The following is a 25,024-nucleotide window of genomic DNA, read 5'->3' as shown; positions in this document are numbered from 1 at the left end:
ATGAGTAAAGCGGTAGTAGAGCTGAAAGATTTACAAACACACTTTCAGACGGAGGAAGGGACAGTAAAAGCTGTTAATCATGTTAGTTTTGCAGTTCGAGAAGGTGAAACAGTTTGTGTTGTAGGAGAGTCAGGGTGCGGGAAGAGTGTAACAGCACTATCTATTATGGGGCTTATTGCTGAATCCGGCAGTGTAGTAGGCGGCGATATTTTATATGAAGGAAAAAGTCTTTTAGAAATGAAGGAGAAAGAACTTCGTAGTTTAAGAGGCAATGACATTGCGATGATTTTCCAAGAACCGATGACATCGCTGAATCCTGTATTCACTGTAGGAGAACAAATTGTAGAAACGTTAAGAGAGCATGAACTACTTAGTAAAAATGAAGCGTATAAGAAGGCAATCGAATTAATTCGTAAAGTTGGTATAGCTCGCGCTGATGAAATTGTCCATTCCTATCCGCATGAACTGAGTGGTGGCATGTTGCAACGTATTATGATTGCTGTTGCACTTAGTTGTAATCCGAAGTTATTAATTGCAGATGAACCGACAACAGCTCTTGATGTTACGATTCAAGCACAAATATTAGATTTACTAAGACAAATAAAAGAGGAATTCAAAACATCGATCTTATTAATTACACATGATCTAGGCGTTGTAGCAGAAATGGCTGATTACGTTGTTGTTATGTATGGAGGAAAAGTTATTGAAGAAGCTCCGGTACTAGAAATATTCCAAAATCCGAAACATCCGTATACGAAAGGGTTGCTAAAAGCAAAACCAGTAATGGGGAAACGAATAGATAAACTTTATTCTATTCCAGGGCAAGTTCCTAATTTAGTTGGCTTAGGGGAATTTTGCTACTTTAGCGGTCGTTGTGAGCACTGTATGGAAATATGTAAAGAAGAGGCACCAAATCTGAATGTACATGATGAGAATCATAAAGTAGCTTGCTGGTTATACGAGGAGCGTGCGGAACAATGAGTGAACCATTATTAGAAGTAAAAAACTTAAAGACGTATTTCCCGATTAAAGGCGGCATATTTAGTAGAACGATTGGACATGTAAAAGCAGTTGATGGAGTAAGTTTTACTATTAATAAAGGTGAAGTATTTGGTCTTGTTGGTGAATCAGGAAGCGGGAAAACAACGATAGGAAAAACAATTTTACGTCTCGTCCAAAAAACGGAGGGAGAAGTGAAGTTTAAAGGACACGATGTTTATTCTTTATCCAAGGAGGAATTGAGAAAACATCGTCCTAACATGCAGCTTGTGTTCCAAGATCCATTTAGCTCATTAAATCCAAGAATGAGAATTGGAGAAGCGCTTGGCGAACCAATGTTGGTTCATGGACTAGCGACGAAAGAAAACGTTCGCGAAAAAGTGATAGAAGTATTGGAGTTATGCGGTTTAGCTCCATATCATATTGATCGTTATCCTCATGAGTTTTCCGGTGGACAACGTCAGCGCATCGTTATTGCAAGAGCTGTGGTATTAAATCCAGAATTTATTGTAGCTGACGAACCTGTGGCGGCACTAGATGTATCTATTCAAGCGCAAATCATTAATTTATTTAGTGAGTTACAGGAGAAAAAGGGATTATCTTATTTATTCATTTCGCACGATTTAAGTGTAGTGGAGCACTTATGTACGAAAATTGGGATTATGTATTTAGGGACGATTGTGGAGACCGCTCCGCGTGATGAGTTATTTACGAACCCACTTCATCCGTATACAAAAGCATTGTTATCAGCTGTGCCAATACCAGATCCAACAGTGAAGCGAGAGCGAATTATACTAGAGGGCGATATTCCAAGTCCGGCGAATCCACCTTCAGGTTGTCGTTTTCATACACGTTGCCCGTTTGCAACAGAGGTTTGTAAAACAACGGTACCGGAATTTCGTAATGTTGGTGAAGAACATTTTGTTGCTTGTCATCATGTATAAAAGAGAAGGACTCTTTCAAATTGAAAGAGTCCTTTTTTATTTACTAGATGAAGTTTGTTTCAATACAAATTGTTCAATTGCGTGAGCAACACCATGCTCATTATTCGATAATGTTACAACATCACATAGTTTTTTTACGTCTTCTTCAGCATTACCCATTGCAACAGATAAACCAGCAACTTCTAGCATTGGTACATCGTTAAAATTGTCACCGATAGCAACTGTATCTTCAATTGGGATATTAAAATGGGCTGCCATCTGCTTTAGACCGTTTCCTTTATGTCCATTCTTGTCCATGATTTCTAAATTAGTAGGAGCTGAGGCTGTAACCATAATATCAGCATCTTCTTGTAACATGCTTAATAGCTGTGCTCGATGCCCTGCATTAAATGTTAAAATAAAGAATTTAGATACTTCTAGTTCTGGATTGTTTACAACATCTTCGATTTTTTGGAAATCTGTAATTAAGTTTGCTTTCTTTTGCTTTTCTGTAATTCGCTCAAGTTCTTCTAATGTAACATCTAGTGCATGCTTGTTTTCTTCGAATGCCTGCATGACTTGATTTTGCCATGTATATGGAGAATAAACGCCTTTATTTGTATATAGCTTATATGGAAAACCTTCAGATTCTAGTAATTTTGCAAGTTTGTACACTTTGTCGTTTTGTATACAACGCGAGTTAATTACTTTTCCGTCCACATAAACAATAGCCCCATTACTTGCTCCAACTGGAAGAGATAATTGATATTCTTCCAACAGTTTTAAAGCATCCTCTTTTGCACGACCAGAACAAATCATTACAATATGACCAGCTTCTTTTGCAGTTTGGATAGCTTGTAAGTTCTCTTTGGAGATTTCAAGATTAGATGATAGTAGTGTACCATCCATATCTAGTGCGATTAATTTCAAAATGACCACCTCTTTGTTTTTATTATACATAGTTATATAGAGGAAACATATAAACTTATCTTGGAAAGGTCGTATTTTCCCCCGCATGAACCGTCAGTGAAAGCTGGATAGATTCAGCCTTACTAATTAAAGATTTACCCTAACTTGTAACAAAAGTAGAAGTTGATGATTATATTTCGTTATATGACCGTAATGTTACACGAGTGTTACAAACGTGAAATTAGTAGAAAATGCATTAAAATAGGGTTTTTGAGAGTGTTCATAAAAAAACGTAAAAAAAATGTAATAAAATTTACGTAATTATATTGCAACGTAATAATAGTTATGTTACATTAATGTTACAAACGTTACGTTATTAACTTTAATGTAACGGTAACATAAAAACTATGAAATAAAAATTTCTTAGGAATTACATATAGATAACTTATTAAAAGGGAGGATAAATGATATGAAAGAGCAAGTATTACAAGTAACAAAAGGTGATTTCGTAGGATCAGCAAGCGGAGCAGTAGTATTAACAGCATTAATCGTATTTCTATCAAGCGTATTAGTATAATAGAAGTTTTGTAACAAAAATAAGAGAAGGGAGAATGAAAATTATGAACAACGAGCAAGTATTACAAGTAACAAAAGGTGATTTCGTAGGATCAGCAAGTGGAGCAGTAGTATTAACAGCATTAATCGTATTTCTATCAAGCGTATTAGTATAATAGAAGTTTTGTAACAAAAATAGGAGAAGGGAGAATGAAAATTATGAACAACGAGCAAGTATTACAAGTGACAAAAGGTGATTTCGTAGGATCAGCAAGTGGAGCAGTAGTATTAACAGCGTTAATCGTATTTCTATCAAGCGTATTAGTATAATAGAAGTTTTGTAATAAAAGATTAGCGAAGGGAGAATGAGGAATATGAACAGTGAACAAGTGTTACAAGTAACAAAAACAGATTTATTAGGATCATTAGGTGGAGCAGTAGTATTAACATCATTTATTCTATTCCTTGCAAATATATTAGTATGAGAAATATAAATACAATCATTCAAAAAAAATAAAGACTCTAGCATATTAGTAAATAGTTAATATGTTGGGGTCTTTTTTATTTTCCTCTCATATATTCCCACAAGTAGCGATGGCATCCCCTTATTCAAAAGAGAAAAAAGTCGAATTTTATATGTAAGAAAAAAAGAGGGATTTGGCAGAAAAGATAGAAAATTTTAAAAGTCAGAATTCGTTAGCTTGCTAACTAATTTTATTAATGAATATTGGAAGCGTTTTCGGTTGGGTTTAAACATGGACCATTTAATCTATTTACAGGGGGATGAGGATTTTATGAAACAAAAATCTATGGATACGCTAGCTGCACAAATGGAGGACTTTTTTCCGGTACGTGATGTAGATCATTTGGAATTTTACGTAGGAAATGCAAAGCAATCAAGCTATTATCTTGCGAGAGCGTTCGGATTCAAAATTGTGGCTTACTCTGGATTAGAAACTGGAAATCGTGAAAAGGTATCTTATGTTCTTGTGCAAAAAAATATGCGTTTTGTTGTGTCTGGAGCCCTAGGTAGCGATAATCGTATCGCAGAGTTTGTAAAGACTCATGGTGACGGAGTGAAAGATGTGGCTTTACTTGTTGATGACGTTGATAAAGCATACTCGGAAGCAGTGAAACGTGGTGCCGTTACAATTGCTCCGCCTGAGGAGTTAACAGATGAGAACGGTACATTGAAAAAAGCAGTTATTGGTACGTATGGTGATACAATTCACACGCTTGTAGAGCGTAAAAATTATAAAGGGACATTTATGCCAGGATTCCAAAAGGTGGAGTTTAATATTCCGTTTGAAGAGTCTGGTTTAATTGCTGTAGACCATGTAGTTGGTAACGTTGAGAAAATGGAAGAATGGGTTAGTTATTACGAGAACGTTATGGGCTTTAAACAAATGATCCATTTCGATGACGATGATATTAGTACAGAGTATTCGGCGTTAATGTCAAAAGTTATGACGAATGGCAGTCGTATTAAGTTTCCTATTAACGAACCAGCAGATGGAAAGAGAAAATCACAAATTCAAGAATATCTAGAATTCTATAATGGAGCAGGTGTACAACATCTTGCTTTATTAACAAATGATATTGTTAAAACAGTTGAAGCGCTTCGTGCAAATGGTGTGGAGTTTTTAGATACACCTGATACTTATTACGATGAGTTAACTGCGCGAGTTGGAAAAATTGATGAAGAAATTGATAAGTTAAAAGAATTAAAGATTTTAGTAGATCGCGATGATGAGGGCTACTTACTACAAATCTTTACAAAACCAATTGTAGATCGTCCAACTTTATTTGTTGAAATCATTCAACGTAAAGGTTCTCGTGGATTTGGTGAAGGGAACTTTAAAGCGTTATTCGAATCAATTGAAAGAGAACAAGAACGTCGCGGAAACTTATAAAATTTGTATCCACCAGCAAAAATTCCTTTGTTGGTGGAAATTTCATTTTTCATAGGGAGGAATCATGATGAAATTTGTTACATTTCGTCTCCCTTCGAAAGAAATGCGAGCTGGATGGCTTGAAGGTGACAAAGTAATCGATATGAATCTTGCGAGTGATGGGAAATTACCTTCTTCTATGCTTGCCTTTTTAGAGAAAGCTGATGAGTATGTAGAGGTAGTACGTAATATTAAGAATCGAAACAAGGGTGTATATTCTTTAGAAAAAGTACAATTAGCAGCAGCAATTCCTAATCCGAGTAGCATTCGAGATTTTTACGCATTTGAACAGCATGTAAAAACAGCTCGCGGCCGAAGAGGGCTAGATGTTGTACCTGAATGGTATGATATCCCGGTTTTTTATTTTACTAATCATCGTGCTGTTATTGGTCCAGATGATTTTGTAATGGGTCCGAAGAAATCTAAAAAGCTTGATTATGAGTTAGAGATTGCTTGCGTAATTGGAAAAGAAGGGCGAAATATTTCTCGTGAGCAAGCAGAGGAATATATTTTTGGTTATTGTATTATGAACGACTGGAGTGCAAGGGACTTACAAGCAACAGAAATGAAAGTAGGGCTTGGTCCAGCAAAAGGAAAAGACTTTGCGACTTCATTAGGGGCGCATCTTGTTACAAAAGAAGAATTAGACATTTATCGTAATGGTAATCGATATGATTTAGAGATGACTGCTCATGTAAATGGAAGACTGTTATCAAAGGGGAATTTCCAAGATATTCACTATACATTCGCTGAAATGATTGAACGTGCTTCGGAAGACGTTACGTTATATCCAGGTGATGTGATTGGTTCTGGGACAGTAGGGACAGGTTGCATTTTAGAGCTTGGCACGGAAGAGTGGCTACAAGATGGTGATGTTGTAGAGCTTGCAATTACTGGTCTAGGTACACTACGTAATACGATCAAAAAAGAAATGGAAGCAGGTGATGGGCATGTTTTATCGTCACATGGGGGAGCTACCTCATAAACGGCATGTGCAATTCCGTAAAAAAGATGGATCACTTTATCGTGAACAGGTAATGGGAACGAAAGGTTTTTCTGGTACGCAGTCTATTTTGTACCACCATTATATGCCAACGGAAGTAGGGCATGCAGCATTATCGCATTCTTGTCAGTTACAGTATGAAGAGGATGCCTTTCTTGCTCATCGTCATTTTCGCACGAAAGAAAATAAAAAAACTGGCGACGCAATAAGTGGGAGAAATTTCATACTTGGAAATGAAGATGTATTAATTGGAGTAGTGAGTCCAACAGAAAAAATGGATTATTTCTACCGTAATGGTGATGGCGATGAAATGCTATTTGTTCATTATGGGACAGGGAAAATTGAAACGATGTTTGGAACGATTCACTATAGAAAAGGTGACTATGTAACGATCCCAATTGGAACGATTTATCGTGTTATTCCAGATGCGGGAGAGACTAAGTTTCTTGTTGTAGAGGCGAATAGCCAAATTACAACGCCACGTCGTTATCGTAATGAATATGGGCAATTGTTAGAGCATAGCCCGTTTTGCGAAAGAGATATTCGTGGCCCAGAAAAATTAGAGACGTATGATGAAAAAGGTGAGTTTGTCGTAATGACAAAGTCGAGAGGGTACATGCATAAGCATGTTTTAGGGCATCATCCGTTAGATGTCGTTGGATGGGATGGTTATTTATATCCTTGGGTCTTTAATGTAGAGGATTTTGAACCAATTACAGGTCGTATTCATCAGCCACCGCCAGTACATCAAACGTTTGAGGGTCACAATTTCGTCATCTGTTCGTTCGTACCACGTTTATACGATTATCACCCAGAATCTATTCCGGCACCATATTATCATAGTAACGTGAATAGTGATGAAGTACTGTACTATGTGGAAGGAAACTTTATGAGCCGAAAAGGTGTGGAAGAAGGGTCTATTACACTTCATCCGAGCGGCATTCCGCATGGTCCGCATCCTGGGAAAACAGAGGCAAGTATAGGAAAGAAAGAAACGCTTGAATTAGCTGTTATGATAGATACATTCCGTCCGCTTCGTATCGTAAAACAAGCACGTGAAACGGAAGATGAAAAGTATATGTATAGCTGGATTGAAGAGGGTTCATATACTGTGAAATAAGTGAAAAGAGGCATGCTCAATAAGTGAGCATGCCTCTTTTTGGAATCGACATGTATAATAATACCAAAAAAATATATAGAAAGATATATAGAATGAACGCTAAAGATAGTGCATATTCAGAAGAATTTCTACTTATTTCGACAAAAGTATTGACTGACAAAAGTGTTGTGAGTACAATAAAAAAGCGAATTAAAAATTTTCAGAAAATTTAAAACTTGGAGGAGCAGGCTATGAAGCAAATATTTCAAAAGAAGCCTATTGCAAAGTTAATGCAAGAAAGCAAGCAAAAGACGTTAGCAAGAACATTGGGTGCACTAGATTTAACTATGCTTGGAATCGGGGCAATTGTTGGAACAGGTATTTTTGTTCTAACGGGCGTGGTAGCAGCAAAACATTCTGGACCAGCTATTATATTATCATTTGCAATAGCCGCGTTAGCTTGTGCCTTTGCTGCATTTTGTTATGCTGAATTTGCTTCTTCAGTTCCTGTCTCAGGCAGTGTGTATACGTACACATATGCGACGATGGGAGAGGTATTCGCATTTTTAATTGGATGGGACTTAATGCTAGAGTATTTACTCGCTACATCTGCTGTAGCAAACGGTTGGTCTGCGTATTTTCAATCTTTATTAAACGGATTTGGAATCCATATTCCTACCATTCTCTCCTCGGCCCCAGGTACAGGAAAGGGCGGAATAATTGATTTACCCGCAGTTCTTATTATTTTAGTGATGACGGTTCTTTTATCTAGAGGTGTTCGTGAAAGTGCACGTATAAATAATATTATGGTATTTATTAAATTAGCAGTTGTTCTTATTTTTATTTTTGCTGGTTTTAATTATGTGAAACCTGAAAATTGGACGCCTTTTATGCCATTTGGTTTAGATGGTGTAATGGCTGGAGCCGCTACAGTATTCTTCGCATTTATAGGATTTGATGCAGTTTCAACAGCTGCAGAAGAGGTGAAACGTCCGCAACGTGATTTACCAATCGGTATTATTGCATCGTTATTAATTTGTACTATACTTTATATTGTTGTTTCGCTTATTTTGACAGGAATTGTTCCATACGGACAGCTAAATATATCAGATCCGGTTGCTTTTGCACTTCAATTTATTGGACAAGATAGTTTAGCAGGGGTAATTTCAGTAGGAGCGATTACAGGAATTACAACTGTAATGCTAGTTATGATGTACGGGCAGGTTCGTGTTTCATACGCGATGAGCCGTGATGGGTTGTTGCCAAAGCGCCTTGCTAAAGTCCATCCGAAATTTAAAACACCATTTTTAAATACATGGACAACAGGTATTATTGCAGCACTTATTTCAGGATTAATAGATTTAAATGTTTTAGCGCATCTTGTAAATATGGGGACATTGTCAGCCTTTGCACTTGTAGCGGTTGCGGTTATTGTCATGAGAAGAACTCATCCCGACTTACCGAGGGCATTTAAGGCGCCACTTGTACCATTTTTACCAGCGTTAACGGTAGTTTTTTGTTTATACTTAATGCTTCAGTTATCCGGAACAGCATGGATTAGTTTTGGGGTATGGATGGTTATTGGTATAGCAGTTTACTTCTTATATAGCCGGAAGCATAGCGCTTTAAATAATAGTAATAAAGAAGATGATGTAGCAAATTTATAAGTGAAAAAATCCATTCTAATTATTTTAGGATGGATTTTTATTTTTGAAAATTTACATTCTTCTGAATATAATATAAGATAATTGTTGGTGAACTAAAGGGGTGAAATTATGAAAAATACGTGGCGTGAGTTAAGGGAGATGGACCGTAACGTATGGATTCGGTTTATTGGGGAGACGTTAAATGGAATTGCGATGATGATGTTAATGCCTTTTTTTGCATTATATTTAAAAGATAAGGTAGATTCATTATTACAGGTTGGAGTTATTATGGCGCTTTCTCCAATTGCTGCAAGCTTTGGAGCAATTATAGGGGGAAGAATTGCTGATATATATGGAAGAAAGCCAATTATGATATTTTCGATGGTGAGTAATGCATTATTGATGCTCGGCTTTTTATTTATAGAAGGATTTATTCCATATGCCATTTTATCTATTTTTTTAGGATTAAGTAATTCGCTATTTCATCCAGCTGCATCAGCGATGGTTGCGGATGTAACGGCACCAGAAAAAAGAACAGAGGCATATGGTTTATTGCGAATGGGACACAATATAGGTGCTGCGATTGGTCCGATAATGGGAGCATCAGTAGTTGTGTTGTCAAAGAACCTTGTGTTTATTATTGCTTCTTCTACGATGCTGTTTTATGCATTACTAGTATTATTTCTTATTCAAGAGACAATGCCGAAGGGTACAAATAAGGAAGAGGATATAGAAAAGGAATCTGGGGCAGTTTGGAAAATTGTCATGAAGGATAAGGCATTAATGATTTACTTATTAGCAGGTATCATTATTTCGATGGGATTCTCTCAAACGGAAGGCATGTTGCCGCTGCACTTTGATAACGAAATGAATGGGATTTTTGGAACTAACAATCCATATCCATATTTAATGGCACTAAATGGACTATTAGTTGTGTTGTTCCAATTTCAAATTTCAAAATGGGCCGCAGATAAACCTGTCGGAAAAACGATGTTATATGGTGCATGTTTATTCGGGATTGGATTGTTTTTTATAGGGTGGTTACCGAAGTGGTTTGGAGAATTTGATACAAATGCTACAGTTATTTTAATCACGTTGCTATTCGTTTATGCCATATATACGTTAGGTGAGATGATTATGTCGCCTGTACAGATGACGTTTGTAGCGAATTTGGCCCCTGAACATTTGAGAGGAACTTATATGGGAGCTGCAAGTTTGCAGTGGATTACAGGAAGTGCATTCGGCCCACTTCTAGGAGGATTTTTATTAGATCGATTACTTGGTCACTTTCTATTTACAATTTTAGCTGTAGGATGTGTAGTTGCAGGTATTGTATATGTTTCTTTAGATCGTCTCGTTGAACAAAGGCAAAAAGACACACTAACCAAACAATCTTCTTAATGAGTAGATGACATACACAAAAAGGGGATTTCTACATATTTTAGGTACATAACTAGATTGGATTACGATTTTATTTTAGAATTCACTTCTGTATAGTTATGAAGAAAGTGAAATAGAAAAAGTGTAGAAAACCAATAAGTGGTGTCATTTAATTATTTGTGGAAGTTGCATTTTATTTCAAATAGGAACTACCTATTTTTATAAAAAGTGCTAAAATAGAAAAATGAAAACAATTGGTTAGGGTGATTTCAGTGACGAAAATTAAATTAGGTTTATTATATGGTGGAAAATCAGCTGAGCATCAAGTTTCGCTACAAACGGCTCTTGCTGCTATTAAAGCGTTAAATCAAGATAAATTCGAGATTCATCCAATTTATATTACAGAGCAAGGTCAATGGGTACGCGGTGAGCGTATTGAAGGCGAAGTAACAGACGTAGAAGCTTTAAAAATGAGCGGTGCAGAAAATGCGATTTCTCCGTTATCATTAAGCACGGAAATTATTCCATCTGCAGCTTCTGAGGAAAATGCTATCGACGTTATTTTCCCATTACTACATGGACCAAACGGTGAAGACGGAACGGTTCAAGGATTATTAGAATTAATGAACATTCCTTATGTAGGAAACGGTGTTCTAGCATCAGCTGCTGGTATGGATAAAGTTGTTATGAAAAACATCTTTGCAGAAGCTGGATTGAAACAAGCGAAATATGCATCTTTCATTCGTAGTGCATGGGAAAAAGATCGTGAAACAGCATATGAAAAAGTAGAAGAAGTATTGGGATATCCTTGCTTCGTAAAACCAGCAAACCTTGGTTCAAGTGTTGGTATTAATAAGTGTAAAGATCGTGAAGAGCTTGAGAATGCATTTGAAGAGGCATTCCAATTTGACCGCAAAATTATTGTGGAAGAAAATATTGTTGGACGTGAAGTAGAAGTTGGGGTACTAGGTAATGATGAGCCGAAATGTTCGGTTGTAGGTGAAATTGTACCGAAAAAAGACTTCTATGATTACAAGTCAAAATACATCGATGGCGATACAGCATTAATTATTCCAGCTGAAATGACAGAAGAAGAGTCTAATGTAATTAAGCGAGATGCAATTATTGCTTTCCAGTCGTTAGATGGTGCTGGCTTAACAAGAGCTGATTTCTTCTTAACGAAAGATGGAGAAGTATATATTAACGAAGTAAACACAATGCCAGGATTTACGCCGTTCAGTATGTTCCCTCTATTATGGCAACATACTGGATTACCGTATCCAAAATTAATTGAAGAGCTAATTCATTTAGCGATTGAGCGTCACGAAGAAAAACAAAAAATTAAATATACAATCTAACAAAAAAGGAGGAGGCACTATTCGCAGGAATAGTGCTTCCTCTATGTAAGGAGTGTTTTCATGATAAATCGAACGTTAAAACAAGTAGAAGAGATGGTAAATGGTACTGGATTAGCAGAGCAGTATGAGGGAATTACTATACAAGGAGTGTCTATTGATACGAGGAAAATTGAAAAAGGAAATTTATATGTTCCAATTCAAGGTGAACGTTTTGATGGACATGCTTTTGTAGATAAAGCTGTTGAAAGTGGAGCTGTTGCTACATTATGGATGAAAGATGTAGCAAATCCGCCTGAAAATCTTCCAGTTATTTTTGTAGAAGACACACTATCGGCATTACAAATGTTAGCGAAAAACTATCGCGATCAGCTGGATGTTAAAGTTGTTGGTGTGACAGGTAGTAACGGTAAAACATCTACTAAGGATATTGTAACAAGTCTTCTTGCGACTAAATTTAAAGTTCAAAAAACAGAAGGGAATTTCAATAACCATATCGGTTTACCTCTTACTATTTTAAATCTAGAAGAAAATACAGAAGTAGCAGTATTAGAAATGGGTATGTCAAGCCTAGGGGAAATTGAATTCCTATCCAAGTTAGCTCGTCCTAATGCGGCTATTATCACGAATATTGGTGAGGCACATTTAATGGATTTAGGCTCTCGTGAGGCAATTGCAGAAGCGAAGTTAGAAATTGTTACAGGATTACAAGAAGGTGGAGTATTTGTATATAACGGAGATGAGCCATTATTAACGAATCGTGTTCCAGAAATGAATTTAGTAGCTGAAACAGTTACATTTGGTGATGCGAGAGCAAATGATTATTATCCAACTACTGTAACATTACAGGCGACTGGCACACATTTTAAAATGAATAGAGATGAAAATATTTCATTTTACCTACCAGTTTTAGGGAAACATAATGTGTATAATACGCTTGCTTCAATGGCAATTGCGAAGCATTTTGGTGTGACATGGGAAGAAATGAAACAAGGTTTAGTAACACTTCAAATGACAGGTATGCGTATGGAGATTGTAAAAACAAATAGTGGTTTAACAATTATCAATGATGCTTATAATGCAAGCCCAACAGCTATGGAAGCAGCGTTTCACCTAATGAATGGTTTAGATGGATTTGCTAAAAAAATTGTTGTACTTGGTGATATGTTAGAACTTGGAGATCAAGAAGTGCAATTTCATTATGAGGTAGGTAAATTAATTGACCCAGCAAAAATTTCATATGTATTCACGTATGGTAGATTAGGGGCTCAAATTGCTGAAGGAGCAAAAATTAATTTCCCTAATGAACGTGTAATGGCGTATGATAATAAAGAAGAGCTAGTAAAAGAGCTACAAGCAGTAGTTGATACGAAAGATGTTGTATTAGTAAAAGCATCTCGCGGTATGAAATTAGAAGAAGTAATTACTATGTTGAAATAATTGGTGTATATAAATAGGGATGATAGTTACGAAAATAGAAGAAACTTATAATAAGCGCTTACAGTAAATGATAAAAAAATAAAAGTAAAGAAAAAGACCCTGAATATGAAATAAGGTAACAGTTGGGTTTGCTTTTTGCACATACAAAACTTATAATTGATAAAGTGTAATAACGTTTAGAAGTATTTTCGCGAAGAATATACGCCCGTTTATATACGTGAGCATTCAGGAAAAGGGCTTTTCCGCAAATTCGGAAAACGCCTTTTTTTAAATGATAAGTATAGGATAGAAAAGGAGAAGTAACATTGACAACATTTCGAGAATTAGGATTAAGTGAGTCTTTACTGCAATCTGTTGAAAGTATGGGCTTTGAAGAGGCTACGCCAATTCAAGCTGAAACAATTCCACATGCATTGCAAGGTAAGGATATTATTGGACAAGCGCAAACAGGTACAGGGAAAACAGCAGCATTCGGATTACCACTATTAGATAAAGTGGATACAAATAAAGAAGCAGTTCAAGGGATTGTTATCGCGCCAACGCGTGAATTAGCAATTCAAGTTGGAGAAGAACTATACAAAATTGGTAAACATAAACGTGTTCGTATTTTACCAATCTACGGTGGCCAAGATATTAACCGCCAAATTCGTGCTCTAAAAAAACACCCACACATTATTGTTGGTACGCCGGGTCGTATTTTAGATCACATTAACCGTAAAACACTTCGCCTGCAAAACGTAGAGACAGTTGTTCTTGACGAAGCGGATGAAATGTTAAACATGGGCTTCATTGAAGATATTGAAGCGATTTTAACAGATGTGCCAGAAACACATCAAACATTATTATTCTCAGCGACAATGCCAGATCCAATCCGTCGCATTGCTGAGCGTTTCATGACTGAGCCTCAACACATTAAAGTAAAAGCAAAAGAAGTAACAATGCCAAACATTCAGCAGTTCTATTTAGAAGTGCAAGAAAAGAAAAAGTTTGACGTATTAACACGCTTACTAGATATTCAATCTCCAGAGCTTGCGATTGTATTCGGTCGTACAAAGCGTCGTGTTGATGAATTATCAGAGGCATTAAACTTACGTGGATATGCAGCAGAAGGTATCCATGGTGACTTAACACAAGCGAAGCGTATGTCTGTATTACGTAAATTTAAAGAAGGTGCTATCGAAGTTCTTGTTGCAACAGACGTTGCTGCACGTGGTCTTGATATTTCAGGCGTAACTCACGTATACAACTTCGATATTCCACAAGATCCAGAATCATACGTTCACCGTATCGGTCGTACTGGCCGTGCAGGTAAAAAAGGTATTGCAATGCTATTTGTAACACCACGTGAATCAGGACAATTAAAAAATATCGAGCGTACAACAAAACGTAAAGTTGATCGTATGGAAGCACCGACACTTGACGAGGCATTAGAAGGTCAACAACGTTTAATCGCTGAAAAACTTCAAAGCACAATTGAAAGTGATAACTTATCATACTACAAGCGTATTGCAGAAGAAATGTTAGAAGAGAATGACTCTGTAACAGTAGTAGCTGCTGCTTTAAAAATGATGACAAAAGAGCCAGATACAACACCAATCGCTTTAACATCAGAACCACCAGTTGTTTCAAGAGGTGGCGGTTCTAAAAAACGCGGTGGTAACGGAGGCGGATACCGTGATGGTAACCGTAACCGTAGTCGTGATGGACGCGGCGGTGGCGATGGTCGTAACCGTGACCGCAATCGTGATGGACGCGGCGGTGGCGATGGCCGTAACCGTGATCGTAATCGTGATGGTGGCAGTCGTGGTCGTAGAGGTGAAGGTCAAGGTCGCCCAGGATCTTCAAATGGACGCGGCGAAAGAAAACATCATAGCCGTCCACAAGCTTAATAAAAAAAGAGAATGCCCTTTGCTGGCATTCTCTTTTTTTATTTTTGTAATTGTGCATACTACATAATAACTCGTATAGAAAAGGGGTGCCATATGCTTGTAAGACTCGGGTATGTCGCGATGAGTGTACATTTGAAGAATGCATCTCCATCTCAAACGATGACATATGCACAGTTTCAGCGAATTGATGACCGTGAGGCTGCGATTCGTAAGCTTGAAAGAATTGCTAATTCGAATTTGGAAAATTGTTTGCGGTTATTAAAGCATAATAAAGGGCACGATATATCTTTCTTTCGGCTTAGTTCTAAGCTTATTCCTTTAGCAAATCATGAGGAACTAAAGGAGTGGAACTATATTCGGCCTTTAAAAGAAAATCTGAAAGAGTTAGGTGAATACGCTATTCGTATGAATATGCGAATTGATTTCCATCCAGATCATTTTGTTGTACTAAATTCACCTGAGGAAAGTATCTTTAAGCAATCTGTAAAGACATTGCAGATGCACAAAAAAGTGCTTGCGGGTATGGGAATTGAACACAAGCAACGATGTGTACTACATGTGGGCGGAGGATATAAGGATAAAGAACTTGCATTAGAACGCTTTATCGAAAATTGGTCTAATGTTCCAAGAGGTATTCAAGAAATGATTATATTGGAAAATGATGATACAACCTTTACTCTAGAGGAAACATTGTATTTAGGAGAAAAATTGGACATTCCGGTCGTGTTTGATTTGCATCACCATATGATGAATAATGATCAAGAAGATTGGTATGAAGATTGGGCACGTGTTATACATACGTGGGAATCGTCTTTGTTGCCGGTTAAAATGCACATTTCTAGTCCTAGAGAGGGAAAAGACCCGAGAGCACATGCGGACTTTATTGATGTAGATACCTTTTTATCTTTTTTAAAAAAGATAAAGGGGAGTGTTTCGCAAATTGATTGTATGATTGAGGCGAAGGAGAAGGATGAGTCTTTATTTCAATTAATGAGAGATTTAAGTAAACAAGCAGAGGTAGAAATTATCGATGGTGCGAGCTTCTATATTAAATGAGCTCTGCACCATCGAATTTTTTTGTTAAAAAAGGGGTGCAAATACCACCGATTATCAAACCTGTTAAATGGCTTATAGGATTGGCAGAGGGATCAAAGAAAGTAAGCAGTAGTAATATAAATATCATTATTGAAAAAATAGCGATGTCTCCTGGATTGGAAGAACGATAGCGACTATATAATAGAAATAATTGTGCACCTAGTAATCCGAAAATACCGCCAGATGCTCCGGCATGAATGTATTCAAGGGGCATAATAATATAAGAAGAAATATTTCCGAGAATGCCAGAAAGGAAAAAAATAATGATGAAAGAAAAGTGTCCTAGTTGTTTTTCGATAGCAGAACCAAGCGCAAATAAACAAATACTATTGGAAAGGAAATGTTGTAAGTCTACATGTACAAGTAGGGAAGTTATGAGACGCCACCATTCCCCTTTAGCGATATATTCATTATAGGATGCCATAGGGAAGAGAAAAATGTCACCTAACATAATCATGACTAATTGTATAAGAAGTAAAGTGAGGATGACTGGTTGTAATGGCATACGAAAAGATGGTATCAGCATGTTGTTAGTATCACTCCTTTTGCATCAGAAAGATTCTCTGTTATTCTTACAATATGAATGTAGAAAGCTAAATAGAAGAAGGGGATTTTGAAATGATTGTAGGGATTGGAATCGATATTATTGAATTGAATAGAATTGAAAAAATGTTAGATGGAAAGCTTAAATTTATGGAACGTATTTTAACTGAAAGTGAACGTAATATTGCCAAGGAGTTGAAAGGAAGTCGTCTTACAGAGTTTGTAGCTGGAAGATTTGCAGCGAAAGAGGCGTATTCAAAAGCAGTAGGGACTGGTATCGGGAAAGAAGTGAGTTTTTTAGATATTGAAGTAAGAAATGATGATAGAGGTAAGCCGATTCTTATTACAAGTACAGAACATATTGTTCATTTATCGATTAGTCATAGTAAGGAATTTGCTGTCGCTCAAGTTGTTTTGGAAAGCTCGTCACGCTAGTCTGCATATTTTATATCTTTGTCTCATATATTTGAGGTAGCGATAAGGAAGGCACATCTTCCATTCATTTATAGGGGCAAAGGGGCTGAAGTGATGAAAAGGCGTCTGTTTTTAGTTCTTGTCGGTTTATTAACCGTTTTTGTGTTGGCGGGTTGTATGGAGAAAAAACAAGATGATGTCGTGAGAGATTTAGAGGCGAAAGTGAAAGGAATGAAAAGTTATCAAGCTGAAGCGAAATTATCTATTAAAACAGGAAATGAGCCTCAGGAGTATAACGTAGAAATTTGGCATAAAGAACCTTCTTTTTATCGTGTGAATTTGCAGAATGCCAAAAAAGATCAAAGCCAAATTATTTTAAGAAATGAAGAAGGTGTATTTGTATTAACGCCGGCGCTTAATAAGAGTTTCCGTTTTCAAAGCGATTGGCCGCAAAATAGTAGCCAGGCTTATTTATATGAATCACTTGTAAGAGATATTTTGCAGGACAAGAAAAACCTTACTTTTGAGAAAACAGATAAGTATTATATTTTCAAAACAAAAACAAACTATCAACATCAAAATATGTTGCCGAAACAAGAGATTACATTGAAGAAAAGTGATTTAACACCAGTTTCGGTGAAGTTAATGGATAATGATCAAAATGTTCTTGTGAAAGTAGATTTCTCTAAAGTGAAATTCGATGCGAAATTTGATAAAGGCGCATTTGATACGAAACAAAATATGTCTAGAGCGCAAGTAGATGTTCAAACAACGGCTAAGGAAGAAAAACCATTTGCTATTTTGTACCCGCGTGATACGCCACAAGGTATGGTGTTGAAAGATGAAAAAGAGTTGAAGACAGACAGTGGCAAGCGTGCGATACTCACATACACTGGAAATAAGAAATCTTTTACTTTAATACAAGAAAAGGAAAAAGTTGCAGAGGCTTCGTCGGCGATAAGTGTAAGTGGGGAATTGGTTGATCTTGGTTTCACGATTGGGGCATTGACGAAAGACTCTTTAACGTGGTCGCATAACGGAGTAGAATATATGCTCGTGTCTAAAGGTTTAGAGCCGAAGGAGCTGTTAATGGTTGCTCGTTCAGTTACAGCGAAGCAGGTGAAGTAAACTTCTTAGACGTGGTGATATATATGCACCACGTCTTTTCTTAGTTTGAAGGCTGGATTTCATAAAAGAAGCATATAAAAGAATAAGCTTCGCATATCGTGTATAAGGAAGTGTATTTATGGAAGAAGCACCATTTTACCGTGACACTTGGGTAGAAGTGGATTTAGACGCGATCTATAACAATATTACGCACATTAAAGAATTCATTCCAAGTGATGTAGAGATTTTTGCTGTAGTTAAAGCGAATGCATATGGACACGATTATGTACCGGTGGCTAAAATCGCATTAGAAGCAGGGGCGACAAGGTTGGCAGTTGCCTTTTTAGATGAAGCTTTAGTGCTTCGGAGGGCTGGTATTACTGCACCGATTTTAGTGTTAGGTCCTTCCCCGCCTCGTGATGTAAATGTAGCTGCTGAAAATGATGTAGCACTAACTGTTTTTCAAAAAGAATGGGTGGACGAAGCGATAAAACTTTGGGATGGTTCGTCTATAATGAAATTCCATATTAATTTTGATAGTGGTATGGGGAGAATCGGAATACGAGAACGCAAAGAATTAAAAGGATTCTTGAAGAGTTTAGAAGGTGCACCATTTTTAGAGTTAGAAGGAGTTTATACACATTTTGCAACAGCAGATGAAGTGGAAACTTCTTACTTCGATAAGCAATATAACACATTCTTGGAGCAGTTAAGTTGGTTGAAAGAATTCGGAGTGGATCCGAAATTTGTCCATACGGCTAATAGCGCTGCAACGTTACGTTTTCAAGGGATTACATTTAATGCGGTGCGAGTTGGTATTGCGATGTATGGATTATCCCCTTCTGTAGAAATACGTCCTTTTTTACCGTTTAAATTAGAACCGGCGTTGTCGCTTCATACGAAGGTCGCTCATATTAAACAGGTGATTAAAGGAGATGGGATTAGTTATAATGTCACTTACCGAACAAAAACTGAAGAATGGATTGCAACCGTTGCGATTGGCTATGCAGATGGTTGGCTTAGAAGATTACAAGGATTTAAAGTACTTGTAAATGGTAAAAGAGTACCTATTGTAGGTCGAGTAACAATGGATCAATTCATGATACATCTTCCTTGTGAAGTGCCGCTTGGTACGAAAGTTACACTCATCGGAAGACAAGGTGATGAGTATATTAGCGCTACTGAGGTTGCTGAATATTCTGGGACTATTAATTATGAAATTATCGCAACGATAAGTTTCCGTGTGCCGAGAATATTTATACGGCATGGTAAGGTTGTAGAAGTAATCAATTATTTAAACGATATATAGACGGTAGTATGATTTGCTTTTTGTCATTTGAGGGGATTTTTCGCTGATGGAGAATAAGCTCTTTTTTGATGAAAAGCTTTTTACTTATAATCACTTTTAATATAAGTTTTGCAGAGCGATTCTTTTGTTTCTTATTTAAAATGAGATAAAAATAATAGAAGATGAATGTTTTTCTTGTGAATTGGAAAACATAAGCAAGGAATAAGGAAGTCTTTGCAACAGGCTCCATACAATGGTATTATTACAATAGGTGTCATATATATATGGGTGTGTAGTTGACGGTGGAGGTGTATTTTTGTGTCCGAATCAAGTGTAACTACTGAAATCGTGGTTCGGTTGCCAAAGCAAATGGTAACGGAATTGGACGGAATTGGAAAACAAGAGAATAAGAATCGCCATGAACTAATTTGCCAGGCAACACAACTGTTATTGCGTCAACATAAGACGAAGAAACGCTACCAACATGAATCAATGCGACGTGGGTACATTGAAATGGGAAAAATTAATCTTGGTATTGCATCTGAAGCTTTCTTAGCAGAGTATGAAGCAGCTCATACAGTAGAACGCTTAGTTAGCGGGGGGTAATATTTTGATTGTAAAACGCGGCGACGTGTATTTTGCAGACCTTTCCCCAGTTGTTGGTTCTGAGCAAGGAGGCGTTCGTCCGGTTCTTGTCATTCAAAATGACATCGGAAATCGTTTTAGTCCGACTGTGATTGTAGCGGCTATTACTGCACAGATTCAAAAAGCGAAATTACCCACTCATGTGGAAATTGATGCGAAAAAGTACGGTTTTGAGAGAGATTCTGTTATTTTACTTGAGCAGATTCGAACAATCGATAAGCAACGCTTAACAGACAAAATCACTCATTTGGATGAAGTGATGATGAGTCGTGTAGATGAAGCGTTACAAATTAGTTTAGGACTAATAGATTTTTAAATCGGCAGTTTAAGTTGCTCTCTTTACAGGGCAACTTTTTTTTATTATAGAGGAGGTTACGGTTGGATATGGAAATGGTAGATAATCGACAAGGGTTAATGAAAATGTTAGTGAAAGAATTAGGCTTTACAGAAAAGCAAGTTCGTCATGTTATTCAATTAACAGAAGAAGGTAACACAGTTCCATTTATCGCTCGTTACCGAAAAGAATGGACAGGATCCTTAGATGAGGTGCAAATTCGTGCAATCTTAGAAAGATGGCAATATATGATGCAACTAGAAGATAGGAAAGAAGAGGTTCTTCGTCTTATTGGTGAAAAGGGTAAACTAACCGAAGAGTTGCGTCGTCATATTGTTGCTGCAACAAAGCTTCAGGAAGTAGAAGATTTATATCGTCCTTATAAGGAAAAAAGAAGAACGAAAGCTACGATCGCTAAAGAAAAGGGATTAGAGCCATTAGCTGAGTGGCTATTGTTATATAAAAAAGAAAATCCAGCAGAGAAGGCTATGGAATTTGTTAATGCAGAAAAAGAAGTGGAATCTGCAGAAGAGGCGTTACAAGGTGCGCAAGATATTATTGCGGAACTTGTTTCGGATAATGCGGCATATCGTAGTTGGATTCGCAATACTACTTTCCGAAAAGGGATTATGTCTTCATCTGTAAAAGATAAAGAAAAAGATGAAAAGAACATATACGAAATGTATTACGGCTATGAAGAACCGTTGCAAAAAGTAGTGCCGCATCGAGTGTTAGCGATGAATCGTGGTGAAAAGGAAGATGTACTAAGAGTTTCTATTGTTACGCCGACTGAGGAAATCAATCAGTTTTTACATAAAAAAATAATTCGTGATGAAGCTTCTAAAAGTGCGCACTATGTACAATTAGCGATAGAAGATGGATATAAACGATTAATTCAACCTTCAATAGAAAGAGAAATTCGTAAAGAATTAACAGAAACAGCTGAAGAACAAGCGATTCATATTTTCTCTGAGAACTTACGTAATTTATTATTACAGCCTCCGATGAAAGGGAAAGTTGTGCTAGCGGTAGACCCGGCCTATAGAACCGGTTGTAAATTATCAGTAGTAGATGATACAGGGAAAGTTCTTCACATAGGTGTTATTTATCCACATCCACCTGTTCGTAAATATGAAGATGCAAAAAAGAAAGTTCTTTCAATTATAGATAAATATCAAGTTGAAATGATAGCAATCGGAAATGGTACAGCCTCCAGGGAAACGGAAGAATTTATAGTAGATGTCTTGCAAAATATAGAACGAGATGTATTTTATATTATTGTAAATGAAGCGGGTGCTAGTGTATATTCAGCATCTGATTTAGCTCGTGAGGAGTTCCCGGATTTACAAGTTGAAGAAAGAAGTGCCGTTTCCATTGGGAGACGTCTACAAGATCCGCTTGCTGAGCTTGTGAAAATTGACCCTAAATCTGTAGGGGTAGGACAATATCAACATGATGTATCACAAAAAAGATTAAATGAATCGTTAACATTTGTAGTAGAGACAGCAGTTAACCAAGTTGGTGTTAATGTAAATACAGCTTCAGTTGCGTTGTTACAATATGTTTCAGGGCTATCAAAAACAGTTGCGAAAAATATTGTAGCTAAGCGTGAGGAAGATGGGAAATTTACGAAGCGTACTGAATTAAAGAAAATTCCTCGTTTAGGTGCGAAAACATATGAACAATGTATTGGATTTTTACGTATATTAGAAGGGGGGAATCCGTTAGATCGCACAGGGATTCATCCAGAACAATATAAAAATGTTGAATTGCTATTAAAAAGCCTAGGATTATCAAAGAATGATGTAGGAAAATCGAACTTGCAGAAGAGTTTAGAGGGAGTGGATGTTTCTAAATTATCTCAAGAGACAGAGATTGGCGAGCCAACTTTGATTGATATTATCGATGCTTTAATTAGTCCGGAACGAGATATGAGAGATGAGTTGCCAAAACCACTTCTGAAAAAAGGGATTTTGAAACTAGAAGATTTAAAGCGTGGTATGGAATTAGAGGGGACAGTTCGTAATGTTGTTGATTTCGGTGCCTTTGTTGATATTGGTGTGAAGCAAGATGGTTTAGTACATATTTCTAAACTTAGCAAACAGTTTGTAAAGCATCCATTAGATGTTGTATCCGTAGGGCAAATTGTAAAGGTATGGGTAGATGATATTGATACGAAAAAAGGTCGTGTTGCATTATCTATGTTACCAATTGAATAGTAAGTAAAGGGAGCAGATGAAACTGCTCTCTTTTTATGGATAGGAAAGTTTCGTTGATTATGAGCTTTGATGTGTTTTGCTATAATAAAACCAGCATTCATTTAGTAATTTGATTTGATACCGGTTTTTTTCGAAATATGCACGTTGCATCTGTTTCTTTAGCCACGTAGGCATAGGAATCCCTCCTTGTTTAATCCTGCTCTCAAAAATCTCTCCTTTTAGGTAAAGGGATATTGTTGAGAGGTGGGTGAGTGGATTTCTATCAATGCTTTATTTTTAGAAATCACGCTTCTTGAATGAGGATGGGTATATGTACTATTTAATATATGTATAGGAAGGGAGAAAAGTGTAAAAATATTTTTTTGTTTAGGAGGAATGGAAATGGATGAGCAAGACATTCAGAGATTAGTGGAAGAGGTATCGTTACAATGCTTCGGGATGCCATTTTTACATAAAGCGATGTTTAATGGAAGGTTACGTACAACTGGTGGGCGCTATCTACTGAAGAATCATAATATAGAATTGAATTATCGATATTACGAAATGTATGGTAAAGAAGAATTGGTCGGGATTATTAAACACGAACTTTGTCATTATCACTTGCATATCACAGGAAAAGGGTATAAACACCGAGATAGGGATTTTCGTGAGTTATTAAAGAAAGTAGGGGCACCCCGTTTTTGTAAACGAATGATTAATGAGGAGAAGAAGGAAACAAAAGTTTATACGTATGAATGTACGGAATGCGCACTTCAATATGTAAGAAGACGTCAAATAAATACACAAAGATATGTATGTGGAAAGTGTAAAGGGCAACTAAAACTGGTAGTGAAAACATCTTGACAGTGAAAACGCAATCCAGTATATTATAAACATGTCACGTTTGCGCAAGATGTTGTGAAAAAACTTCTTGACTTACGATGAGAATTTTTATAAGATACAAATTGTCTTTATTATTCCGCAGTAGCTCAGTGGTAGAGCTATCGGCTGTTAACCGATCGGTCGTAGGTTCGAGTCCTACCTGCGGAGCCATACAGAGAAGTACCCAAGTGGCTCAAGGGGCTCCCCTGCTAAGGGAGTAGATCGCTAACGCGGTGCGAGGGTTCGAATCCCTTCTTCTCTGCCATACATACTGGCCCGTTGGTCAAGTGGTTAAGACACCGCCCTTTCACGGCGGTAACACGGGTTCGAATCCCGTACGGGTCACCACTTCGGAGGATTAGCTCAGCTGGGAGAGCACCTGCCTTACAAGCAGGGGGTCGGCGGTTCGATCCCGTCATCCTCCACCATATAAACTATATAAATAATATTATCGCGGGGTGGAGCAGTACGGTAGCTCGTCGGGCTCATAACCCGAAGGTCGCAGGTTCAAATCCTGTCCCCGCAACCAAATGGTCCCGTGGTGTAGTGGTTAACATGCCTGCCTGTCACGCAGGAGATCGCCGGTTCGACCCCGGTCGGGACCGCCATTTTAACTTCTGCTATATAGCAGTTGTTTTTTATTGGACATTATGGTACAATAACTTTTGTCTTCAAAAAGAAGATGAATTTTTCGATGGGCTATAGCCAAGCGGTAAGGCAACGGACTTTGACTCCGTCATGCGCTGGTTCGAATCCAGCTAGCCCAGCCATTCACGAGCCATTAGCTCAGTTGGTAGAGCATCTGACTTTTAATCAGAGGGTCGAAGGTTCGAATCCTTCATGGCTCACTCTTTGTTAATTCCGCGCGGTCGTGGCGGAACGGCAGACGCGCTAGGTTGAGGGCCTAGTGGGGGAAACCCCGTGGAGGTTCAAGTCCTCTCGGCCGCATCAAAGATTTTTTTAAAAAAAGTACTTGCATTTGAAAATGCAGTATGGTAAGATAATTGAGTCGCTGAAATACAACAACGACAAAACATCATGAATAAGCGCCCGTAGCTCAATTGGATAGAGCGTTTGACTACGGATCAAGAGGTTAGGGGTTCGACTCCTCTCGGGCGCGCCATAACGGGAAGTGGCTCAGCTTGGTAGAGCACCTGGTTTGGGACCAGGGGGTCGCAGGTTCAAATCCTGTCTTCCCGACCACGCGGGTGTAGTTTAGTGGTAAAACAAGAGCCTTCCAAGCTCTGGTCGAGAGTTCGATTCTCTTCACCCGCTTTTAGTTCTTTGAAAACTGAACGAAACAAACAACGTGAAACGTCAATTTTTATTTTTAGATGCTAGACAAACTAACTTTATTGGAGAGTTTGA

General features: G+C 37.5%; 25 protein-coding genes and 12 tRNA genes. 34 read left to right on the top strand and 3 right to left on the bottom strand.

Translation table 11 applies throughout. The features are described 5' to 3' along the window. Window positions 1-981, top strand: coding sequence for an ABC transporter ATP-binding protein (locus MR065_RS21300; protein WP_242214984.1), 981 nt, complete (start codon window positions 1-3; stop codon window positions 979-981). Then, window positions 978-1,943: an ABC transporter ATP-binding protein gene (locus tag MR065_RS21295; protein ID WP_242214983.1), complete on the top strand. Its 966-nt coding sequence runs from the start codon at window positions 978-980 to the stop codon at window positions 1,941-1,943. The genes MR065_RS21300 and MR065_RS21295 overlap by 4 nt, the downstream gene beginning before the upstream one ends. A gap of 36 nt (window positions 1,944-1,979) precedes the next feature. Here the strand turns inward: MR065_RS21295 and MR065_RS21290 are convergent, their stop codons facing one another. Further along, window positions 1,980-2,852 (bottom strand): Cof-type HAD-IIB family hydrolase, encoded by an 873-nt coding sequence (locus MR065_RS21290; RefSeq protein WP_141535866.1) that lies wholly within the window; start codon window positions 2,850-2,852, stop codon window positions 1,980-1,982. Between the two features lie 439 nt (window positions 2,853-3,291). Here MR065_RS21290 and MR065_RS21285 point away from each other — a divergent pair, with 439 nt between their 5' ends. The 13 genes from MR065_RS21285 to uvsE all read left to right on the top strand — a co-directional run bounded on the left by MR065_RS21285 (window position 3,292) and on the right by uvsE (window position 16,206). Then, window positions 3,292-3,408, top strand: coding sequence for a DUF3948 family protein (locus MR065_RS21285; protein WP_025988984.1), 117 nt, complete (start codon window positions 3,292-3,294; stop codon window positions 3,406-3,408). Between the two features lie 34 nt (window positions 3,409-3,442). Continuing rightward, entirely contained in the window at window positions 3,443-3,562 is a 120-nt protein-coding gene (locus MR065_RS21280; protein ID WP_000700010.1) for a DUF3948 family protein, read from the top strand. A 34-nt stretch (window positions 3,563-3,596) separates the two neighbouring features. Next, entirely contained in the window at window positions 3,597-3,716 is a 120-nt protein-coding gene (locus MR065_RS21275) for a DUF3948 family protein (protein ID WP_000700010.1), read from the top strand. 44 nt (window positions 3,717-3,760) lie between these two features. Further along, window positions 3,761-3,871, top strand: a complete 111-nt coding sequence (locus MR065_RS21270) for a DUF3948 family protein (RefSeq protein WP_001083699.1) — start codon at window positions 3,761-3,763, stop codon at window positions 3,869-3,871. Between the two features lie 309 nt (window positions 3,872-4,180). Further along, window positions 4,181-5,299: a 4-hydroxyphenylpyruvate dioxygenase gene (gene hppD / locus MR065_RS21265; protein ID WP_242214982.1), complete on the top strand. Its 1,119-nt coding sequence runs from the start codon at window positions 4,181-4,183 to the stop codon at window positions 5,297-5,299. A gap of 67 nt (window positions 5,300-5,366) precedes the next feature. Next, window positions 5,367-6,323, top strand: a complete 957-nt coding sequence (locus MR065_RS21260; protein ID WP_242214981.1) for a fumarylacetoacetate hydrolase family protein — start codon at window positions 5,367-5,369, stop codon at window positions 6,321-6,323. Beyond that, the gene (locus MR065_RS21255) at window positions 6,289-7,461 is read left to right on the top strand and encodes a homogentisate 1,2-dioxygenase (RefSeq protein WP_242214980.1); all 1,173 of its coding nucleotides are present in this window, start codon (window positions 6,289-6,291) and stop codon (window positions 7,459-7,461) included. Before MR065_RS21260 ends, MR065_RS21255 begins: the two co-directional genes overlap by 35 nt. Window positions 7,462-7,691: 230 nt before the next feature. Then, window positions 7,692-9,107 (top strand): branched-chain amino acid transporter BcaP, encoded by a 1,416-nt coding sequence (locus tag MR065_RS21250; RefSeq protein ID WP_097903040.1) that lies wholly within the window; start codon window positions 7,692-7,694, stop codon window positions 9,105-9,107. Between the two features lie 108 nt (window positions 9,108-9,215). After that, on the top strand, window positions 9,216-10,487 hold the full coding sequence (locus tag MR065_RS21245; RefSeq protein ID WP_242214979.1) for an MDR family MFS transporter: 1,272 nt from the start codon (window positions 9,216-9,218) through the stop codon (window positions 10,485-10,487). A 251-nt stretch (window positions 10,488-10,738) separates the two neighbouring features. Next, the gene (locus MR065_RS21240; RefSeq protein WP_242214978.1) at window positions 10,739-11,824 is read left to right on the top strand and encodes a D-alanine--D-alanine ligase; all 1,086 of its coding nucleotides are present in this window, start codon (window positions 10,739-10,741) and stop codon (window positions 11,822-11,824) included. A 60-nt stretch (window positions 11,825-11,884) separates the two neighbouring features. Beyond that, window positions 11,885-13,261 (top strand): UDP-N-acetylmuramoyl-tripeptide--D-alanyl-D-alanine ligase, encoded by a 1,377-nt coding sequence (gene murF / locus MR065_RS21235; protein WP_242214977.1) that lies wholly within the window; start codon window positions 11,885-11,887, stop codon window positions 13,259-13,261. A 305-nt stretch (window positions 13,262-13,566) separates the two neighbouring features. After that, a complete protein-coding gene (gene cshA, locus MR065_RS21230) occupies window positions 13,567-15,150 on the top strand; it encodes a degradosome RNA helicase CshA (protein ID WP_098268909.1) in 1,584 nt (527 codons plus the stop codon). Between the two features lie 93 nt (window positions 15,151-15,243). After that, the gene (gene uvsE, locus MR065_RS21225) at window positions 15,244-16,206 is read left to right on the top strand and encodes a UV DNA damage repair endonuclease UvsE (RefSeq protein WP_242214976.1); all 963 of its coding nucleotides are present in this window, start codon (window positions 15,244-15,246) and stop codon (window positions 16,204-16,206) included. Here uvsE and MR065_RS21220 read toward each other — a convergent pair. Beyond that, window positions 16,199-16,771, bottom strand: a complete 573-nt coding sequence (locus MR065_RS21220) for a rhomboid family intramembrane serine protease (RefSeq protein ID WP_242214975.1) — start codon at window positions 16,769-16,771, stop codon at window positions 16,199-16,201. The two genes, uvsE and MR065_RS21220, sit on opposite strands and share 8 nt — an antisense overlap. Before the next feature lie 92 nt (window positions 16,772-16,863). On the opposite strand from MR065_RS21220, the gene acpS reads away from it, so the two are divergent. The 6 genes from acpS to MR065_RS21190 all read left to right on the top strand — a co-directional run bounded on the left by acpS (window position 16,864) and on the right by MR065_RS21190 (window position 22,795). Then, entirely contained in the window at window positions 16,864-17,223 is a 360-nt protein-coding gene (gene acpS / locus MR065_RS21215) for a holo-ACP synthase (RefSeq protein WP_242214974.1), read from the top strand. A gap of 156 nt (window positions 17,224-17,379) precedes the next feature. Next, a complete protein-coding gene (locus tag MR065_RS21210) occupies window positions 17,380-18,330 on the top strand; it encodes a LolA family protein (protein WP_242215000.1) in 951 nt (316 codons plus the stop codon). 118 nt (window positions 18,331-18,448) lie between these two features. After that, window positions 18,449-19,618: an alanine racemase gene (gene alr / locus MR065_RS21205; protein WP_242214973.1), complete on the top strand. Its 1,170-nt coding sequence runs from the start codon at window positions 18,449-18,451 to the stop codon at window positions 19,616-19,618. Window positions 19,619-19,915: 297 nt separating this feature from the next. Beyond that, window positions 19,916-20,203 (top strand): antitoxin EndoAI, encoded by a 288-nt coding sequence (locus MR065_RS21200; RefSeq protein ID WP_000004570.1) that lies wholly within the window; start codon window positions 19,916-19,918, stop codon window positions 20,201-20,203. A gap of 4 nt (window positions 20,204-20,207) precedes the next feature. Continuing rightward, window positions 20,208-20,558: a type II toxin-antitoxin system endoribonuclease NdoA gene (gene ndoA, locus MR065_RS21195; protein WP_000635965.1), complete on the top strand. Its 351-nt coding sequence runs from the start codon at window positions 20,208-20,210 to the stop codon at window positions 20,556-20,558. A gap of 68 nt (window positions 20,559-20,626) precedes the next feature. Next, the gene (locus MR065_RS21190) at window positions 20,627-22,795 is read left to right on the top strand and encodes a Tex family protein (protein WP_242214999.1); all 2,169 of its coding nucleotides are present in this window, start codon (window positions 20,627-20,629) and stop codon (window positions 22,793-22,795) included. Between the two features lie 57 nt (window positions 22,796-22,852). On the opposite strand, the gene cmpA is transcribed toward MR065_RS21190, so the two are convergent. Then, window positions 22,853-22,969 (bottom strand): cortex morphogenetic protein CmpA, encoded by a 117-nt coding sequence (cmpA, locus tag MR065_RS21185; RefSeq protein ID WP_076542505.1) that lies wholly within the window; start codon window positions 22,967-22,969, stop codon window positions 22,853-22,855. A gap of 207 nt (window positions 22,970-23,176) precedes the next feature. On the opposite strand from cmpA, the gene MR065_RS21180 reads away from it, so the two are divergent. From MR065_RS21180 to MR065_RS21120, 13 genes are all read left to right on the top strand, one after another. After that, on the top strand, window positions 23,177-23,638 hold the full coding sequence (locus tag MR065_RS21180) for a SprT family protein (protein WP_242214972.1): 462 nt from the start codon (window positions 23,177-23,179) through the stop codon (window positions 23,636-23,638). 114 nt (window positions 23,639-23,752) lie between these two features. Beyond that, a tRNA-Asn gene (locus MR065_RS21175) sits at window positions 23,753-23,827 on the top strand. Between the two features lie 3 nt (window positions 23,828-23,830). Further along, window positions 23,831-23,921 (top strand) — tRNA-Ser (locus tag MR065_RS21170). A gap of 8 nt (window positions 23,922-23,929) precedes the next feature. Next, window positions 23,930-24,004: transfer RNA gene (locus MR065_RS21165), tRNA-Glu, on the top strand. A 4-nt stretch (window positions 24,005-24,008) separates the two neighbouring features. Beyond that, window positions 24,009-24,084: transfer RNA gene (locus MR065_RS21160), tRNA-Val, on the top strand. 24 nt (window positions 24,085-24,108) lie between these two features. Beyond that, window positions 24,109-24,185 (top strand) — tRNA-Met (locus MR065_RS21155). Between the two features lie 3 nt (window positions 24,186-24,188). Continuing rightward, window positions 24,189-24,264, top strand: a tRNA-Asp gene (locus MR065_RS21150). Window positions 24,265-24,351: 87 nt separating this feature from the next. Beyond that, a tRNA-Gln gene (locus MR065_RS21145) sits at window positions 24,352-24,426 on the top strand. A 5-nt stretch (window positions 24,427-24,431) separates the two neighbouring features. Beyond that, a tRNA-Lys gene (locus MR065_RS21140) sits at window positions 24,432-24,504 on the top strand. A gap of 17 nt (window positions 24,505-24,521) precedes the next feature. Beyond that, window positions 24,522-24,604: transfer RNA gene (locus MR065_RS21135), tRNA-Leu, on the top strand. Between the two features lie 98 nt (window positions 24,605-24,702). Next, a tRNA-Arg gene (locus MR065_RS21130) sits at window positions 24,703-24,779 on the top strand. 3 nt (window positions 24,780-24,782) lie between these two features. Further along, window positions 24,783-24,859 (top strand) — tRNA-Pro (locus MR065_RS21125). A gap of 1 nt (window position 24,860) precedes the next feature. Continuing rightward, a tRNA-Gly gene (locus MR065_RS21120) sits at window positions 24,861-24,931 on the top strand. The last annotated feature ends 93 nt before the right edge of the window (window positions 24,932-25,024 follow it).

The sequence above is a fragment of the Bacillus cereus group sp. BfR-BA-01383 genome (genome assembly GCF_022663495.1).
GTDB lineage: Bacteria > Bacillota > Bacilli > Bacillales > Bacillaceae_G > Bacillus_A > Bacillus_A cereus_AU.
This window is presented reverse-complemented; position numbering and strand designations above follow the sequence as displayed.